The organism is uncultured Paracoccus sp. (assembly GCF_945915435.1).
Lineage (GTDB): Bacteria > Pseudomonadota > Alphaproteobacteria > Rhodobacterales > Rhodobacteraceae > Paracoccus.
On the sequence record NZ_CAMEFG010000013.1, the window covers coordinates 1 to 17,598 of the forward strand.

Consider the following 17,598-nt stretch of genomic DNA (forward strand, 5'->3'; position numbering starts at 1 on the left):
GCATGATTCGGCGCGAGACCGGCCTGCCCATCGAGATCATCGGTGCCGAGGAAGAGGCGCGGCTGGCCGTCATCTCTTGCGCGCCGCTGGTCAGCGAAAGGACCGAGCAGCTTCTGGTCGTCGATATCGGCGGCGGCTCGACCGAACTGGTCTGGATCGACCTTGGCGATGTCGAACATGCCGAGCGTCCGCATGCCACGATGCAACTGGCCGACAACTTCAAGCGGGGGCGTCCGGGCGGCGCGCGCGTGGTCGACTGGATCAGCGTTCCGCTTGGCGTGGCGACGCTGCGCGACCAGTTCGCCGATGTCGCCGACGACCAGGGCCGCTTTGCGCTGATGTCCTGGCATTTCGAGGAAATGCTGGCCGATTTCGCCCCCTACGTCAACGCGGGCATGCCCGAGGAGGGCTTTCAGATCATCGGCACCTCGGGGACCGTCACGACCGTCGCGGCCAGCCATCTGGGCCTGCGCCGCTACGACCGCACCAAGGTCGACGGGCTGTCCATGACCAGCGCGCAGATCGACCGGGTGATCCGCGATTACCTGATGCTGGGTCCCGATGGCCGCCGCGCCGACCCGCGCATCGGGCGCGAGCGTCACGCGCTGATCATGTCGGGCGCGGCGATCCTGCAAACCCTGATGCGGGTCTGGCCCACCTCGCGCCTGTCGGTCGCCGACCGCGGGCTGCGCGAGGGGCTGCTTTATTCCCAGATGGTCAAGGACGGCGTCCTGACACCTGCAAGCACGAACGGAGTCGGCTGATGGCCAAGGATACAAGCCCCGGCGCGGGGCGCGGCGGAAAGAAATCGTCCGGGCGGGGGCAGCGCGACCTGCGGGTGCGCGTCAAGACCGCCAAGGGGCGCAAGCTTTCCAGCAAGCTGTGGCTTGAACGGCAGTTGAACGACCCCTATGTCGCCCGCGCGAAACGCGAGGGTTATCGCGGCCGCGCGGCCTACAAGATCCTGGAACTGGACGACAAGTATCGCTTTCTGGTGCCCGGTGCCCGCGTGGTCGATCTGGGCTGCGCGCCGGGGGGCTGGTGCCAGGTGGCGGTCGAGCGGGTCAATGCGCTGGGCGAGAAATCCGGCAAGAAGGCGGGCCGCGTCATCGGGGTCGACCTGCAAGAGGTCGACCCCATCGCGGGCGCCGAGATCCACCAGTTGGACTTTCTGGAAGAAGGTGCCGACGACAAGGTCAAGGACTGGCTTGGCGGGCGGGCGGATGTGGTGATGTCGGACATGGCGGCGGCCTCGTCCGGGCACAAGGGCACCGATCACCTGCGCATCGTGGCGCTGGTCGAGGCGGCGGCGCAACTTGCCTTCGACGTGCTGGAACCGGGCGGAACCTTCGTCGCGAAGGTTCTGGCAGGCGGCGCGGAAAGCGAGATGCAGGCGATGCTCAAGCGCAGTTTCGACAAGGTCGCGAATGTGAAGCCGCCGGCAAGCCGCTCGGACTCGTCGGAAAAATTCGTCGTGGCACAGGGGTTTCGCGGCAGGCCCGACGATGCCCCAACCGATGATACCGGTCCCGGCCAGGGCGGGGGCAGGGACGCAGAGGGTTCCCCCTAGCGGGGCAGGAACGCCTCGGGCGGACGGCCCGTGGCGGCGATGAAGGCGCGTTTCATATGCGCCGGCCCGGCATAGCCCAGCCTGCGGGCGATCCCTGTCATGTCGTTATCGCCTTCACGCAGCAGGCGGACCGCCCGTTCCAGTTGCAGGTCGTGAAACAGGTCCAGCGCGCGGCGCCCCCGCGCGAATTGGCAGGCCCGATCCAGCGCGGCGGTCGAGACGCCCAGTTCCTGCGCGAAATCCGCGATGGTCAGGTGATGCCCCATCTCTCGCTGGACAAGGCGCAGGAAGCGGTCGGCCAGCAGGCGCGTGGGCTGGCCATGCCCGCCCGGTCCCGCGGTTTCCGCCGGACAGTCCTGCAAACGCGACAGGATCAGCGCCAGCCGGTTCAGCGGTTGCGCGACCGGCGCGATTGCCGCGCGGCCCTGCGCCCAATCCATTTGCCCAAGCTGGCGGGCGCAGGAAACCACCGCCGCCGCGTCCGCATCGCCGGGCCGTCCGCTCGTCAGGTTATCGGGCAGGATCGTGCCTGCCCGCTGCACCACCGGCGCGGGGATCGCCAGTGCCAGCCCCTGGACCACGCCAAGATGCAACAGTGAAAAGGCCGTGCCCGCCGGGACGAAGGTCACGCTGCCCGGATGCAGCAGATGGGCCAGGCGGGGCAGTTCCAGCCGCAGGCTGCCCGAGGTCGGGACGATCAGCAGATGATCCGGCGTCACGCGCGGCGCGGCCATCCCGACCATGCCCCGCCCCGAACTGCGCAGCACCGTGCCCCAGCCGAACTGGTCAAGCGGGTGCAGCGCCAGCCTGCCTTGCGGCCTGGGCGGGCTGGGCTTGCATGTGGGCATCGTCACGGGCGCCTGCCCGGTGTTGGCATGATCCGCCTGTGCCTTGCCGGGACTTCCCCGGTCCGGGGATCGCGCACCGCCGGGGGCAGGATCGTCCCGGCATTGACCGCCGCCCTGCGCAGGCGGTCCGCGACCGGATCGCGCCTTTCGCCCTGCCGCGCACGGGCGACCCATTCCGGCAAACCGGAGTCCGAGGTGAAAACAACTGTCATAACATTCAGAATCGGCAAAACCTCGCCGATATCCTTCACCCTCTTTTGCCATCATTGGAAGCCATGATGACAGCAGGGGATTAAAAATCGGTAAACGACTCGGCTTCGACGGGCCGCCAGTCGCGCATTCGGTTGCGAAACCAGATCCTTTGCGACTTGGCATATTGGCGGGTGGCGATCACGGCCTTCTCCTCGGCCTCGTCCAGGCTCATCCGGCCTTGCAGATATGCGGCCAGTTCGGGCGCTCCGATCGCGCGCGCCCATTGCCGGTTCGGCGCCCAATGGGGCAGCATGGCGCGCACCTCGTCCAGCGCGCCCTGTTCCAGCATTCCGGCAAAGCGCCGCTTGATCCGTCCGGCCAGCCAGTCGCGGTCCGAGACCAGCACCAGCCGCGTGGCGCCCGAGGGCGGGATCAGCGGGGCAGGGGTCTCGGCCTGCCATTCGACGATGCCGCGCCCGGTGGCGCGCAGGACCTCCCACGCGCGCTGGACGCGGGCGGGGTTGCGCAGGTCGATGGCGGCCCGCGTGGCGGGATCAAGCCCGGCCACCATGCGATCCAGCCCGCCGCCCGCCAGAATCGCGTCGCCCTGCGCCCGGATCGCGGCGGGCACGGGCGGAATCACCGCCAGCCCCCGCGTCAGCGCGCCAAGGTAAAGCCCGGTGCCGCCGGTCACGATCAGCCGCCCGCGCAGCCCGGCCACATCCGCCAGCCAGTCGCCCACGGAATAGGCGCGTTCCGGGGTGACGTGGCCATAAAGCGCATGTGGCACAAGCGTTTCATCCGCCACCGGGGGCCGCGCCGTCAGCACCCGCCAGCAGGACCAGATCTGCAAGGCATCGGCGTTGACCACCGTGCCGCCCTGCTCTTGCGCGATGCGCATGGCCAGCGCCGACTTGCCGCTGGCGGTGGGTCCGGCGATGACGACGTGGCGTTCGGGATCTATCCCCGTGGGCAGGCTCATGGTCGGGCGGGCTTCTTGCAGTTGAACATGGCGCCTGTTTGCGACATTTTGCGCGATGATGAAACAGCCCGGAGCGCGAACCATGACCCAGGACACGAACGACGTTGCCAAGAGCTACTCCAGGGTGCTTCTGAAAATCTCGGGCGAGGCGCTGATGGGCGACCAGGGTTATGGGCTGCATCCGCCCACCGTCGCCCGCATCGCGGACGAGGTGAAATCCGTCCACGACATGGGCGTCGAGATCTGCATGGTCATCGGCGGCGGCAACATCTTCCGGGGGTTGCAAGGCAGCGCACAGGGGATGGAGCGGGCGACCGCCGATTACATGGGCATGCTGGCCACGGTGATGAACGCGCTTGGCATGCAGGCCGCGCTTGAGGCGCTTGGCATCCACACCCGCGTCATCAGCGCCATCCGCATGGACGAGGTGGCCGAGCCTTACATCCGCCGGCGCGCCGTGCGTCATCTGGAAAAGAAGCGCGTGATCATCTTTGCCGCCGGCACCGGCAACCCCTATTTCACTACCGACACCGCCGCCACGCTGCGCGCCAACGAAATGAACTGCGAGGCGATCTTCAAGGGCACCAAGGTCGATGGCGTCTATGACAAGGACCCCAAGAAACACGCCGATGCCAAGCGTTACGACACGGTTTCCTATGACGAGGTCCTGTCCAGGCACCTGGGGGTCATGGATGCCTCCGCCATCGCACTGGCGCGCGACAACGACCTGCCGATCATCGTCTTTTCCCTGGACGAGCCGGGCGGCTTCCGTGGCATCCTGGCGGGCAGGGGCACCTATACCCGCGTGCAGGGTTGATCCTTGTTTGGCGCACCTGCCGATAACCGGCAGGTGCGATATTCCTTCGGATGGCTTCATCTTTCAGAAAATGAAGTCGGAGGCATTGATAAACGACGGATCGACGCCGGGCAACAAAACCACCGTGCCCGCGAAATCCAGGCGCGCACCCGATCCCGATGCCGCGACAGCGACATCCGCGAATCCGATGACGGCGTCGGGTGCGAAGATGCGGATCTGATCGACGCCGTCATCATAATCGATCACGGTATCCACACCGTCGTCAGCATAGAAGACGAATATGTCCGCGCCTGCGCCACCGTAAAGAATATCGTCACCCTTGCCGCCAGACACATGATCATCGCCCGCACCGCCCAGGATCGTGTCGTCCAAATGGCTGGCATAAATATGGTCGTCGCCCGCGCCGCCTGTGATTGAGCCAAATCCGCCACCATCATCAGTCATAACCGTATCCGCTATATTGACGAGGCCGGATACCGACAAATTCAATTTGGCGGTTGGTGAAGGGTTGTGAATTGCTTCAACTGAAAGGTAATCTAACTGAACGGTATAGGAGCTGCCCGGATAGGACCCCGGCATGCCAACCAGAACATCATAACCGCTTCCGCCGTTGATCCAGTCAAAACCTTCGTTATGCCCGACGTAAAAAAAATCGTCGCCGTTGCCGCCCAAAAGGGTATCTCTGCCGGCACCCCCGAACAAGGCGTCATTTCCATCATCGCCAAAGAGCAGGTCGTGTCCATCGCCTCCGCTGACCGTATCGTTGCCGCCGCCTCCGCGCAGGGTATCGTTTCCGGAAAACCCGTCGATCATGTCGCCTGCGCTTCTGCCGACAAGACTATCGGCGTCGTTGGTTCCCTAAAGATAAGCCAATGTTCTTCCTTTCAAAACATATCATTAAACGAATGAAATTGCATTGATTTTTAATTAAAAACTCGTGAACTTCCCGAACCGCGTTAACCCATCGGCAAGGAAGCCATGATACAGGTCATACCTGTCAAGTTCATTCAAGGGTTAAGCCATGAGCATGTCCACCTCTTTTGCCAACCTCTCTGCGGCAGTATCGCCGCCCACGGCACCTGTTGTCAAATCCATTAACAAGTCCATTAATTTGAGAGAACTGGGACTGTCGCTGCCGATTTCTGATAAGATTCATGCTTCCGGTCGCACACGGTATACCGACGCTGAAATGCTCATGATCGTCCGCGAACACGAGGTCATAAGCAAGGCGCTGCGCTATGTTATGGAACAGGGCGCCGCCGACCCGGCAGCCGCCGTGCGCGAGATGGTGCAGATAAGCCCCGCGAGGGAATACGACACGCGCAACATGGCGATGATGGATGCCTTTCGGGCGGTCGAGGACATGTTTCACATCACCAGGGCAGCGGATGCGTCCAGGCGCAACATCGCCAGGGCCGATTCGGCACGGACGGGTGCAAATGAAGGGTTGCTGGCCGATCTCGATCATGTCACGGCAAGGGAGAACGGTTGGCTGAACCTTCTTTTTGGCCGCCTGAACCTGAGTGCGGCCCTGCTGGAGCGCGATTTCATTGTCGCCGGCAACATTCTTGAAGGGGATACGCCCGGCAATCGCAATCTCGGGGCTTTCGAGATATCGCATGAAAAGCATGGCAAGCTGCTCGCGCTGGATGCCTTGGGCAACGTGACGCTTTTCGACCGCAGCGGCAATGCCCTGGACACGGACGCCTCTGTCAGTCTGCTTCTTCGTGGGACTGGCGGGCCTTTCGCCACACCCGCGACCGACAATCGAGCGCCGATCGTCGATCGCATGCTCTAGCAGTGCGGTCGCCCGCCTGCCTTCGGACAATTGCCAAGGTCTGCCGATGCGGTTACAAGCAGCGTGAATCCCACTCAGAGGCGGCCCGACATGGCGGATGACATCGAAATCGACATCGACGATCTGGAACGGCGCATGAAAGGCGCGATGGATGCGCTTCGCCATGAATTCGGCAGCCTGCGGACCGGGCGCGCATCCGCCTCGATGGTCGAGCCGGTCATGGTGGATGCCTATGGCTCGCCCACGCCGATCAATCAGATTGGCACCGTGAACGTCCCCGAGCCGCGCATGGTCACGATCAACATCTGGGACAAGGCGCTGGTCGGCAAGGCCGAGAAGGCCATCCGCGAGTCGGGCCTGGGCATCAACCCGCAACTGAACGGCACCATCATCATGCTGCCCATCCCCGAGTTGAACGAGGAACGCCGCCGCGAACTGACCAAGGTGGCCGCCCAATATGCCGAAAGCGCCCGCGTCGCCATCCGCAACGTGCGCCGCGACGGCATGGACCAGATCAAGAAGGCCAAGGGCAGCGGCATGTCGGAAGACGACCAGAAATTCTGGGAAACCGCGGTGCAGGAACTGACCGACAAGATGATCGCCCAGGTCGACAAGTCGCTTGAGGGCAAGCAAGCCGAAATCATGCAGGTCTGATCCGGTGGGGGAAACAGCAGCCAGTGCGGTCGGCAACCCGGATTGCCTGCGTCCGCGGCATGTCGCCATCATCATGGACGGCAATGGCCGATGGGCCAGGAACCGGGGATGGCCGCGCCTGGTCGGGCACCGCAAGGGCGCCGAGCGGGTCAAGCAGATCGTCCGCGCCTGTCCCGATCTGGGCGTGAACTGGCTGACCGTCTACGCCTTTTCCACCGAGAACTGGAAGCGCTCGACCGAAGAAGTCCTTGGCCTGATGTCCATCTTCGCCCGCTATATCGAGCGCGAGGCCGAAGGGCTGGCCGCCGAGGGCGTGCGCCTGCGCTTCATCGGCGCGCGCGGGCGGCTGGACGCCAAGCTGCAAAGGCTGATGGCGGGGATCGAGGCGCGCACGGCGGGCAATTCGCGCCTGAACCTGACCGTCGCGATCAACTACGGCGGGCGGGACGAACTGGTCCGCGCCTCGGCCGAACTGGGACGCCGCATCGCTGCCGGGGAAATCGGCGAACCGACCGAGGCCGATCTTGCCGATTGCCTGGACACGGCGGGCTTTCCCGACCCCGACCTGGTGATCCGCACCTCGGGCGAGACGCGGGTGTCGAATTTCCTGCCCTTTCAGGCGGCCTATGCGGAATATGAGTTCAGCAAGACGCTGTGGCCGGATTTCACGCCCGACCACCTGGCCGAGATCCTCGACCGTTTCGGGCTACGCGAACGCAGGTTCGGCGGCGCATGACGGAAAACGGCCACCATAGGCCCGGCGCGGGTCCCGAGGTGCCGCCGGGTATCCGCAACCGCGGCGGCATCGTCTGGGGCGACCTGCGCCAGCGGTTGCTGTCGGCGCTGGTGATGGTGGTCCTGGGCGCGGTGCTGATCACCGTCTCGGGCATATGGCTGCGGCTTGGGGTCGCGACGCTTTGCGGCGGCATGCTGTGGGAGCTGGCGCGGATGACCGCCTGGCGTCATGCCGAATATTACGGTCCGCGCCATCCGGTGCTGTTCGGGATCATCGGCGGCGTGGCGCTTTACCTCATGCTGCTGATACCGGGCAACTGGGCCGTCGCGCTGGCGCTGGTCCCGGTCGCGCTGGGCTATCCCGGCACCCATGCCCATGTCCGCCGCGCCTTCGTCTTTTTCACGCTGGCCATCCTTCTGGCCGGTTATGCGCTGGTCGTGGTGCGCGAAGCGATGGGGCTGGGCACCGCCCTGTGGCTGATCGCCACGGTCGTTCTGTCCGACGTGCTTGGCTATTTCGCCGGGCGCAAGTTCGGCGGTCCCAAGCTGTGGCCCGCCATCAGCCCCAACAAGACCTGGAGCGGGACCATCGCCGGCTGGATCGGCGCCTTCGTCCTGGCCGTGATCCTGGCGGTGACGGGTCAGGCGGGCTGGATCGTGGTGCTGGCCGGCCCGCTGCTGGCGATGGCGGGGCAGGCGGGCGATATCGTCGAAAGCTGGATCAAGCGCCGGGTCGGGGTCAAGGACAGTTCGGACATCATCCCCGGCCACGGCGGGCTGATGGACCGTTTCGACGCCATGTCGGGCACCTTCCTGATGGCATTTTTCCTGATGCTGATCGGGTTGTTGCCAAGGATCGGGGGCTGAGCGTTGAAAAGCGTCACCATCCTTGGCGCGACCGGCTCGGTCGGGGAAAGCGCATTCGACCTGTTGCAGCATGAAGGCGGGGCCGACGCTTTTCGCACGGTCGCGCTGACCGGCGGGCGCAATATCGCGCGGCTGGCCGAAATGGCGCGCGCGCTGCGGGCCGAGCTTGCCGTCACCGCCTGGCCGGACCTGCTGCCCGATCTGCGCGACGCGCTGGCGGGAACGCAGACCCGCGCGCTGGCCGGTCCCGAGGGGCTGGCCGAGGCCGCCGCGCGCGAAGCCGACTGGACGCTGTCGGCCATCGTCGGCGCGGCGGGGCTGGCGCCGGGCCTGCGGGTGCTGGAACGCGGGGGCGTGCTTGCGCTGGCCAACAAGGAAACGCTGGTCGCGGCGGGGCGGCTGGTCACGGCGACCTCGGCCCGGACGGGTGCGCGGCTTCTGCCCGTCGATTCCGAACATTCCGCGATCTTCCAGCTTCTGGGGCATGAGGACAGGGCGGCGATCCGCCATATCTCGATCACCGCATCCGGGGGCGCGTTCCGCGACTGGCCGCTGGAGCGGCTGGCCAGCGCCACCGTGGCCCAGGCCTCGTGCCATCCCAACTGGTCGATGGGGCAGCGCATCACCATCGACAGCGCAAGCATGTTCAACAAGGCGCTGGAAATCATTGAAGCGCATGAATTTTTCGACATTCCCGCCGAACGCATAAGGGTCCTGATCCACCCCCAGTCCATCGTCCATGCGATGGCCAGTTTCTGCGACGGATCCTCGACCGCGCATCTGGGGGTGCCGGACATGCGCCACGCCATCGGCTATGCGCTGAACTGGCCCGAGCGCCGCGCCCTGCCGGTCGAGACGCTGGACCTGGCATCCATCGGCACGCTGACCTTCGACCGCCCCGATGAGGGGCGCTGGCCCGCGCTGCGCCTTGCGCGCGAGGTGATGGCGGCGGGCGGGGCCGCCGGTGCGGTCTTCAACGCCGCCAAGGAACAGGCGCTGGACGATTTCATCGCGGGGCGTCTGCGCTTTACCGACATGGCGCAGGCGGTTCAGCACGCGCTGGAAAGCGCCGCGGGGCAGGGTGGCTTTGCCCGCAGCCCGGCAACGCTGGACGAGGTGCTTGACTGGGACAGGGCGGGCCGCAGGGCCGCCGCGGCATGGAAGGGGCGCGCATGATGGCTTTGCTGGGTGAGTTGGGCAACCTGCTCTGGACCGTCGGCGCCTTCGTCGTGGCGCTGTCGATCATCGTCGCGGTCCATGAATACGGCCATTACATCGTCGGCCGCTGGTCCGGCATCCGGGCCGAGGTGTTCTCGATCGGCTTCGGCCCGCGCCTGCTGTCCTGGCGCGACCGGCGCGGGACGCTGTGGCAGGTGGCGGCGGTCCCGCTTGGCGGCTATGTCCGCTTCCTGGGCGATGCCAATGCCGCCAGCGCGGGCACGGGGGCCGAGGTCGACCCCGCCCTGCGCCGCCAATCGCTGACCGGCGCGCCGCTTTGGGCGCGGGTCGCCACGGTCGCGGCGGGGCCGGTCTTCAACTTCATCCTGTCGATCGCGGTTTTCGCCGGCATGATGATCTGGAGCGGGGTCGCCGTCGAACGTGTCCAGCTTGGCGCGATCAAGCCCTTGCCGCCGCAGGTTTCCCATCAGTTGCAACCCGGCGACGAGGTGCTGGCCATCGGCGGGCAGCCGGTCGCGGACTGGCGCGCACTGTTCGCGCTGGACCAGAGCTTGCCGCTTGCGGATCAACACGACTGGCATATCCGCCGCGAGGGCGCCGAGATGGTCGTGCCCGGTCCCGACCCCAATCCCGCCTTCGTCTCGGGCGTGGCGCCGCGCAGCGCGGCCTCGAACGCGGGGCTGAGGGCGGGGGACGTGGTGCTTGCGGTCGATGGCGCGCCGATCCACCGCTTTTCCCAGATCCGCGATTTCGTCGAACGGGCCGAGGGCGCGCCCATCGTCCTGCGTGTCTGGCGCGAGGGCGTGGGCGAGGCCGACTATACCCTGTCCGCCCACCGGCGCGACCTGCCAGCGCCTGACGGCGGGTTCCAGCAACGCTGGATGATCGGCGTCACCGGCGGCGGTTTCCTTGAACCCGAAACCCGTCCCACCGGCCTGGTCGAGGCATTGCAGGGCGGGGTCGCGCGGACCTGGGATATCATCGCATCCTCGCTCACCGGGATCTGGGCGATGGTGACCGGGCAGATCGGCACCTGCAACATCGGCGGGGCGATTTCCATCGCTGAAACCACGGCTGAAGCCGCCTCGGCGGGGGGCAGCAATTTCATCTGGTGGATTGCGGTCCTGTCGGCGGCCATCGGTTTTCTGAACCTGTTGCCGATCCCGGTGCTGGACGGCGGGCATCTGGTCTTTTACGCCTACGAGGCCGTCACGGGCCGCCCGGCATCGGACCGCGTCATCAACTTCCTGACCCTGATCGGGCTGGCGATGGTGGTTTCACTGATGATTTTCGGCCTCTCGAACGATCTTTTCTGCCCATGAGGGCGCTTGAGGTTTTGACAGCCTGTCCCGGTTGGCTGTATCCATCGGCCAAACCGACCGATGAAATCGGCACATATCAGAATGAGGGCGGCAATGACGGATAGGAAACTCGGCGGGGGCGCTTTGGCCCTGATCTCGGCGCTGGCCGTCGCCGCTCCGGCAGGCATGATCGCGGCTCCTGCGCTGGCGCAGGGCTATGTGTTCAACAACGTCTCGATCGAAGGGGCGCAGCGGATCGAGGGGGCGACGATCCTGTCCCACGCGGGCATTCCGCGCGGTCAGCAGGTCTCGCCGGGCGATCTGAACGCCGCCGTGCAGCGGCTGCAACAATCGGGCCTGTTCGAGACGGTCGAGGTGGTGCCGCAGGGCAATACGCTGGTCATCCGCGTGCGCGAATATCCCACCATCAACGCCATTGCCTTCGAAGGCAACCGCCGCGTCAGGAACGAGCAACTGACCGAGGTGATCCAGAGCCGTTCGCGCCATGTCTATTCCCCCGCGCAGGCCGAGGCGGATGCCGAGGTCATCAGCCAGGTCTATGCCTCGCAGGGACGCCTGGCCGCGCGGATCGACCCGCGCATCATCCGCCGGGCGGGCAATCAGGTCGACCTGGTCTTTGAAATCCGCGAAGGCGACCTGACCGAGATCGAGCGCATCGGTTTCGTCGGCAACCGCGCCTTTTCCGACCGTCGGCTGCGCAACGTGCTGGACACCAAGCAGGCGGGCCTGCTGCGGACCTTCGTGCGCCGCGACACCTTCGCGCCCGAGCGCACGGCGGTGGACGAGCAGTTGCTGACCGACTTCTACCGCTCGCGCGGGTATGCCGATTTCCGGGTGCAGGCGATCTCGCCCGAGGTGGCGCGGGAACGCGACGCCTTCTATATCACTTTCAACATCCAGGAAGGCCCGCGCTATACCTTCGGCCGGGTCAACACGCTCAGCGAGATCCCCGGCCTGGACGCCAGCGACTTCGCCGCGCAGAACCGCGTCCGCCAGGGCACGGTCTACAATCCCGCCGTCATCGACAACACGATCCGCCGGATGGAGGCGTTGGCCATCCAGAAGGGCCTGGACTTCGTCGCGATCGAGCCGCGCGTGACCCGCAATCCGCGCAACCAGACGCTGGACCTGACCTTCGCGCTGACCCGCGGTCCCCGCATCTTCGTCGAGCGCATCGACATCGAGGGCAACACCGCCACGCTGGACGAGGTGATCCGCCGTCAGTTCACGACCGTCGAGGGCGATCCCTTCAACCCGCGCGAAATCCGCAATGCCGCCGAACGCATCCGCGCGCTTGGCTATTTCTCGGATGCGCAGGTGGACAGCCGCCAGGGTTCTTCGCCCGAACAGGTCATCGTCGATGTCAACGTCGAGGAACAGCCGACCGGCAGCCTGAACTTCGGCGTCAGCTATGGCGTCAACTCGGGCGTGGGCTTTAACTTCGCGCTGAGCGAGCAGAACTTCCTTGGCCGCGGGCAAGAGGTGCAACTCAGCTTTTCGACCGGCAGCGGGACGCGCTCATCCGGGCTGACCTTCGTCGAGCCTTATCTGCTGGGCCGCGACCTGCGCGGGCGTTTCCAGATCTGGTACAACACCACCGAACGCTACAATTCCGAATATAACACCCGCAGCGTCGGCTTCCAGACGGGGGCCGAGTTCCCCGTTTCCGAAAACGGGCGACTGGAACTGCGCTACAAGCTGAGCAAGGATACGCTGAGCGATGTCACCCCCATCGGACCGGACCCGGAAACCGGCGAGCTGACCGGCTCGTCCCCGATCCTGTGGCGCGACCAGGGCGGATACTTCACCTCGGCGCTTGGCTACAGCTACAGCTATGACAGCCGCCGCACGGGGCTGGATCCGCTGAACCGCTACCGCTTCACCTTCAGCCAAGATTACGCGGGTCTGGGCGGCGACGTGAAGTCGATTACGAGCGAGTTCTATGCCGGCGTCGAAAGCAACGCATGGCGCGAAGAGGTCACGCTGCGCGCCGAGTTCGAGCTGGGCGCAATCCACATGCTGGACGACCAGCGCAGCCGCCGCTTCGACCGCTTCACCGGCAACAACAAGGTGCGCGGCTTTGAATACAACGGCTTTGGCCCGCGTGACCTTGGCGCCCCGAACGAGGACGCGCTTGGCGGCAACTACTATTGGTCGCTGCGGACCGAGGCGCAATTCCCCCTTGGCCTGCCCGAGGAATACGGCATCACCGGCGGGCTTTTCGCCGATGTCGGATCGATCTGGGGCTTGGACGATACGGCAGGCGCGACCGGCACCGTCGATGACGGGATGCATGTGCGGGCCGCCGTCGGGGCCTCGCTCTTCTGGACGACGCCCATCGGGCCGCTGCGCTTCAACTTTTCGAAGGCCGTCAAGAAGCTGGACTATGACGAGGAACAGCCTTTCGATCTGACCATCTCGACCAGTTTCTGATGCGGGGGCTGGCGGCATGGCTGGTCGCGGCGGCGCTTCCTGCCGTGGCGCTTGCGCAGGACGATGGTGCAAACCGCCTGCCGATCCAGCTTCAGTCCGATGATAGCCAGCCCGAGCCGGGCAATGGTGCGGTCGGCCAGCCAGCCGATCCCGCGCCGATCCTCGTGCCCTCGACCGGGACGGGATCGACCCCGCTGATGAGCATCGACCAGGAAAGATTGTTCCTGGAATCGGAGTGGGGCGAGCGCGTCCAGAACGAGCTAGCCGAGCGTAGCCGGGATTTTGCCGAGGAAAACGAACGGCTTGCGCAAGAGTTCTCGGATGAGGAGCAAGAGCTGACCCGCCTGCGCGACACGCTTTCGCCCGAAGAGTTCCGCGCCCGCGCCGACGAATTCGACCAGCGGGTGGTCGAGGTGCGGCGCGAAAGGGACTCGATGGGGCAGGAACTTCAGGCCCTGTTCGAGCAGGAACGCACCGCCTTCCTGCAAGCCAGTCTGCCGCTGCTGGCCCAGTTGATGGAAGAACGGGGCGCCGTGGCGGTGCTGGACCAGCGCGTCATCTTCGTTTCCGCCGAGGCCATCGACGTGACCCAGGCCCTGATCGAGCGGATCAATGCTGCCGAAGGTGCGGGCGAACCCATCCAGCCCCCTGCGGACGAGGATGCCGGGGCAGGGGATGCCCCCGCCGATCAGCCCGAGCCGTGACCGTCCAGCCGGGCGATGCGCCGGGCCAGCAGGTCGAACAGGCGGTCGCGTTCGACTTCGCGGATGAAGGTTGCGTTAGGTGCGCGGCCCGTGACGCCCCACCAGTCCGCGACGGTCATGCCCAGCGTCAGGCGGCTTTCGGTCTCGATCTCGACATTGATGAAACGGCCCGAGAAAAGCGCGGGTTCCAGCAGCCAGGCGACGGCGCAGGGGTCGTGCAGGGGCGCGCCCTCGCTGCCGTATTTCGCCCGGTCGTAACGCTCGAAGAAATCGGTCCAGCTTGCGACGGCCTGTCCGACGGGACCGAGGCCGCGCATTGTCTCGATCCATTCGCGGCTGGTCAGCGCCTTGTGGGTGACGTCCAGCGGGATCACCGTCAGCGGCGCGCCCGAGGCGAAGACAATCCGGGCCGCGTCCGGGTCCACATGGATGTTGAACTCGGCCGCCGGGGTGATGTTGCCGCCTTCGAAACAGGCGCCGCCCATCAGGACGATCCGCCCGACGCGCGCGACGATGTCGGGGGCGCGGCGAAAGGCCTGGGCGATATTTGTCAGCGGCCCGATCGGCACCAGCGTCACGCTGCCCGGCGCCTCGCGGCGCAGGCTGTCGATGATGAAATCGACGGCATGGGCGGATTGCAGCGGCATCGAGGGATCGGGCAGGGCGATCCCGTCCAGTCCCGTCCGGCCATGCACATGTTCCGCCGTGACAAGTTCACGCTGCAAAGGCTTGTCGCAGCCTGAAAAAATCGGGATGTCCGGCCGCCCTGCCAATTCGCAGATCTTGCGCGCGTTCTGTTGGGTCAGCGACAGCGGGACATTGCCCGCCACCACGGTCAGCCCCAGCAACTCCAGTTCCGGGCTGGCCAGGGCCAACAGGATCGCAACCGCGTCATCCTGCCCCGGATCGGTGTCGATGATGATCTTCAAGGTCATTCTCCTGCGGGGTGCAGCCGGGTGATCCCCGCCGCCCCGGCGCGGGCCAGATCGGGGTCCAGCGACATGCCGACATATTCGCCGCGCCGCCACAATTCGGCAAGGTCGTCGTAATGGCGCGACAGCGGATGGCCTGATTGCCCGGTCGAGATCACGAAGACCGAACTGTCCGGGTCGGCGAGGTCATAAACCCCGCGATAGGCCGCGCCGGTGACGTTCAGCCAGGGGTTCGGTCCCGTCCCGCGCGCGCCCGCCCGCGCCACCGTCGAATCGTCGCCCGAGGTCGATTGCAACAGGTTCACCACATAGGACAACCCGCGAAGGTCGCCCAGGGCCGGGTGGACGTGGCGGGCCTGGTGCAGATCGCCCCAACGCCAGCTTGTCACATCCGGCCCGAAACGCGCGGCAAGGTCCAGGATGGCCTGGTCCAGCGCCTGCCGGGCGATCTCGGTGCAGGTTTCCTGCGCGGTGGACTGGCGGATATCGCACCATTCTGCGGCACCGCCGATATTGCGAAAGGCACGTTCGATGAAATCGGGGTAAAGCCGCGTCAACTCGTTCGAGAGCGGCCCGAGTTCGTCGCGCAGGATACGGTCCTGCAACTCGCGCATCCAGGCGGCATAGATCAGAGGTTCGGGCAGGTGTTCGTTCATCGCGCCGTCCCAGTTCGCCAGCAGCCCAAGCGCGTCCTGCCGCTGCCGTTCCGGCGTGCCGCGCTGCGCAGGCTCGCCCGTGAACCACAGATCGGCGGCGACGAGCGGCAGCAGCGCGCGGGCGACCGGGCTGACGATATCGTTCTGCGCGGCGATGAAGCTGTCGCGCGAATGAACCTCGCGGCTGGAGAGCAGGAAGTCGAGCCGTTTCTGCCGGTGATCGTCGGCCCAGTCGTAGCCCAGGGGCTGGCCGTCCGCTGCCAGGGGCTGGCCGCCGGTCGCGCTGACGATGCCGTCGCCGGGACCGGAAATGGTCAGCGATTCGGGCGCAGGCAGGATACCGCGCCAGCGATTTTCGACCTGCCAGCCCGGCGCGGGCATGCGTCCCGCGGTCGCGTGTTCGCGGGGCCGGTCGGGAACCGCCCCGGCAAGCGTTTGGGCCACGCCATCCGCATCGGCCAGCGTATAGATCATTGCCGGGGCCGTCACATCGCGCAGCACCTGCCTGGCCGTTGCGCGGTCCTGCGCGCTCATCAGGGCGATCAGCGCGCTCATGCTGCGATCGCCGCCGTGGCCGCCGGTCCAGGACAGGGTCGCGACATGGCCCTGTGGCAGGATGGCCGCGATATCCAGATGTGCGGCGGGAATCGCGGGGCCGTTGACGGTGTTGCGCAGGGTGATGGTCTGGTCCGCGCCATCCTTGACGCGGATGATCTCGCGCCGGCTGTCGAAGCTGGTCCAGCCGGAATCGCCGCGGTAGCGGTTGGGGTCGCCGGGCTGGATCTCCTCGATGAACAGGTCCTGATCGTCGATCTGCGCGGGCGTCACGCCCCAGGCCATTCCGGCATTGCGCCCGGCAAGCACGGCGGGAATACCCGGGATCGTGCCGCCGATGACACCGCCGGATTGCAGCTCCAGCCGCGCCAGATACCACAGGCCGGGCGAGGTCAGCGGAAAATGCGGATCATTGGCCAAGAGCGCGCGGCCCGCCGCCGTCCGTTCGCCCGCGGCGGCCCATGCGTTGGCACTGGCGCCGAGGGCGGGGGAAAGATAGCCCAGAACCGCCGTGTTCCAGTCGCGGGGACCATCGGTGCGGTCATGGGGCAGAAAACGCGCGCCGGGGAAAAACGAGCCATAGGCGGGCAGGGCGGGTTCGGCGACGGTCGCCACGATCTCTTGCCCGCGCGCGGGGGCGGCAAGGGACAGCCGGGCGCGCAGCACCTCGCGGCGCAGTTGCGTTGTCGAGGAAGCTGCCAGAAGCTTCAGTATTGCAATGGAATCCGCTGGCTCCCAGTAGGCGATGCTGTCGGGATACAGAAAGAACTCGGGCGCGCCGCGGCCCCTTGCGCCAAGGTTGACCTGCTCGATCCATGCATTCACCCCCGAGGCATAGGCCTGCAAGGCGGCCTGTGTCTGCGCGTCCTGCGCCTGAACGGAATCGACGGCGTTGCGATAAAGGCCAAGCCGCCGCGCCAGGTCGTCCGAGGCAAAGGCGCCCGCCCCGTAAAGCTCGGCCAGCCGGCCCTGGGCTGCACGGCGCAGGACGGTCATCTGGAAAAGCCGGTCCTGCGCATGGGCCAGCCCAAGCGCGAAGAAGGCATCCTGGTCGGTTTGGGCGAAGATATGGGGCACGCCCTCGGTCGTGCGCACGATCTCGACTTCGGCGGCGATGCCCGCGACGCGGTGGTCGGCCCCGTAATCGGGCACCGAGCGGATGGCGAAATACCACGCCAGCAGCGCCACCAGCAGCAGGGCGACGATCAGCCCAAGGGTAAGGCGCACCAGCCAGCGGAAGATTGTCAGCATTGGTTCAAGGCGCGTCCTGAAAATGGGCGGCGGTCACAGGTTGACCCGACCGCCGAGGAATGGAATCCATCGGGTGATAGGACAGGCCGTTGGGCAGATCAAC

At 66.2% G+C, this 17,598-nt stretch carries 16 protein-coding genes and 1 pseudogene; 11 read left to right on the forward strand and 6 right to left on the reverse strand.

Annotated features, from left to right (window positions below; translation table 11 throughout):
- Together Q0O97_RS06160 and Q0O97_RS06165 are read left to right on the forward strand one after the other, a co-directional pair.
- The coding region (locus tag Q0O97_RS06160; RefSeq protein WP_294926282.1) for a Ppx/GppA family phosphatase at positions 1-764 on the forward strand (764 nt) is incomplete at its 5' end.
- Entirely contained in the window at positions 764-1,570 is an 807-nt protein-coding gene (locus tag Q0O97_RS06165) for an RlmE family RNA methyltransferase (RefSeq protein WP_294926284.1), read from the forward strand. The genes Q0O97_RS06160 and Q0O97_RS06165, both read left to right, overlap by 1 nt.
- Here the strand turns inward: Q0O97_RS06165 and Q0O97_RS06170 are convergent.
- Both Q0O97_RS06170 and miaA read right to left on the reverse strand, forming a co-directional pair.
- A complete protein-coding gene (locus Q0O97_RS06170; RefSeq protein WP_294926417.1) occupies positions 1,567-2,418 on the reverse strand; it encodes an AraC family transcriptional regulator in 852 nt (283 codons plus the stop codon). The genes Q0O97_RS06165 and Q0O97_RS06170 overlap by 4 nt on opposite strands.
- A gap of 292 nt (positions 2,419-2,710) precedes the next feature.
- Positions 2,711-3,592, reverse strand: coding sequence for a tRNA (adenosine(37)-N6)-dimethylallyltransferase MiaA (miaA, locus tag Q0O97_RS06175; protein WP_294926286.1), 882 nt, complete (start codon positions 3,590-3,592; stop codon positions 2,711-2,713).
- 82 nt (positions 3,593-3,674) lie between these two features.
- Here miaA and pyrH point away from each other — a divergent pair, with 82 nt between their 5' ends.
- Positions 3,675-4,409: a UMP kinase gene (pyrH, locus tag Q0O97_RS06180; protein WP_294926288.1), complete on the forward strand. Its 735-nt coding sequence runs from the start codon at positions 3,675-3,677 to the stop codon at positions 4,407-4,409.
- Positions 4,410-4,472: 63 nt separating this feature from the next.
- Here the strand turns inward: pyrH and Q0O97_RS06185 are convergent, their stop codons facing one another.
- Both Q0O97_RS06185 and Q0O97_RS06190 read right to left on the reverse strand, forming a co-directional pair.
- Positions 4,473-4,988 (reverse strand): hypothetical protein, encoded by a 516-nt coding sequence (locus tag Q0O97_RS06185; RefSeq protein ID WP_366125242.1) that lies wholly within the window; start codon positions 4,986-4,988, stop codon positions 4,473-4,475.
- Positions 4,989-5,069: 81 nt separating this feature from the next.
- Positions 5,070-5,255, reverse strand: a pseudogene (locus tag Q0O97_RS06190) (calcium-binding protein); the annotation flags it as partial.
- A gap of 175 nt (positions 5,256-5,430) precedes the next feature.
- Here Q0O97_RS06190 and Q0O97_RS06195 point away from each other — a divergent pair.
- The 8 genes from Q0O97_RS06195 (at position 5,431) to Q0O97_RS06230 (ending at position 14,101) form a co-directional block, all read left to right on the forward strand.
- The gene (locus tag Q0O97_RS06195; RefSeq protein ID WP_294926290.1) at positions 5,431-6,207 is read left to right on the forward strand and encodes a hypothetical protein; all 777 of its coding nucleotides are present in this window, start codon (positions 5,431-5,433) and stop codon (positions 6,205-6,207) included.
- Between the two features lie 90 nt (positions 6,208-6,297).
- Positions 6,298-6,861: a ribosome recycling factor gene (gene frr / locus Q0O97_RS06200; RefSeq protein ID WP_294926292.1), complete on the forward strand. Its 564-nt coding sequence runs from the start codon at positions 6,298-6,300 to the stop codon at positions 6,859-6,861.
- 4 nt (positions 6,862-6,865) lie between these two features.
- On the forward strand, positions 6,866-7,597 hold the full coding sequence (uppS, locus tag Q0O97_RS06205; RefSeq protein WP_294926294.1) for a polyprenyl diphosphate synthase: 732 nt from the start codon (positions 6,866-6,868) through the stop codon (positions 7,595-7,597).
- A complete protein-coding gene (locus Q0O97_RS06210) occupies positions 7,594-8,463 on the forward strand; it encodes a phosphatidate cytidylyltransferase (RefSeq protein WP_294926296.1) in 870 nt (289 codons plus the stop codon). Before uppS ends, Q0O97_RS06210 begins: the two co-directional genes overlap by 4 nt.
- A gap of 3 nt (positions 8,464-8,466) precedes the next feature.
- Entirely contained in the window at positions 8,467-9,639 is a 1,173-nt protein-coding gene (dxr, locus tag Q0O97_RS06215; RefSeq protein ID WP_294926298.1) for a 1-deoxy-D-xylulose-5-phosphate reductoisomerase, read from the forward strand.
- A complete protein-coding gene (rseP, locus tag Q0O97_RS06220; RefSeq protein ID WP_294926300.1) occupies positions 9,636-10,964 on the forward strand; it encodes an RIP metalloprotease RseP in 1,329 nt (442 codons plus the stop codon). Before dxr ends, rseP begins: the two co-directional genes overlap by 4 nt.
- A gap of 93 nt (positions 10,965-11,057) precedes the next feature.
- Complete coding sequence (bamA, locus tag Q0O97_RS06225; protein ID WP_294926303.1) at positions 11,058-13,397, forward strand: outer membrane protein assembly factor BamA; 2,340 nt, start codon at positions 11,058-11,060, stop codon at positions 13,395-13,397.
- Positions 13,397-14,101: an OmpH family outer membrane protein gene (locus tag Q0O97_RS06230; protein ID WP_294926305.1), complete on the forward strand. Its 705-nt coding sequence runs from the start codon at positions 13,397-13,399 to the stop codon at positions 14,099-14,101. Before bamA ends, Q0O97_RS06230 begins: the two co-directional genes overlap by 1 nt.
- Here Q0O97_RS06230 and Q0O97_RS06235 read toward each other — a convergent pair.
- Together Q0O97_RS06235 and Q0O97_RS06240 are read right to left on the reverse strand one after the other, a co-directional pair.
- On the reverse strand, positions 14,086-15,036 hold the full coding sequence (locus Q0O97_RS06235; RefSeq protein ID WP_294926307.1) for a nucleoside hydrolase: 951 nt from the start codon (positions 15,034-15,036) through the stop codon (positions 14,086-14,088). The two genes, Q0O97_RS06230 and Q0O97_RS06235, sit on opposite strands and share 16 nt — an antisense overlap.
- Positions 15,033-17,495: a penicillin acylase family protein gene (locus tag Q0O97_RS06240; RefSeq protein WP_294926309.1), complete on the reverse strand. Its 2,463-nt coding sequence runs from the start codon at positions 17,493-17,495 to the stop codon at positions 15,033-15,035. Before Q0O97_RS06240 ends, Q0O97_RS06235 begins: the two co-directional genes overlap by 4 nt.
- Positions 17,496-17,598 lie beyond the last annotated feature (103 nt).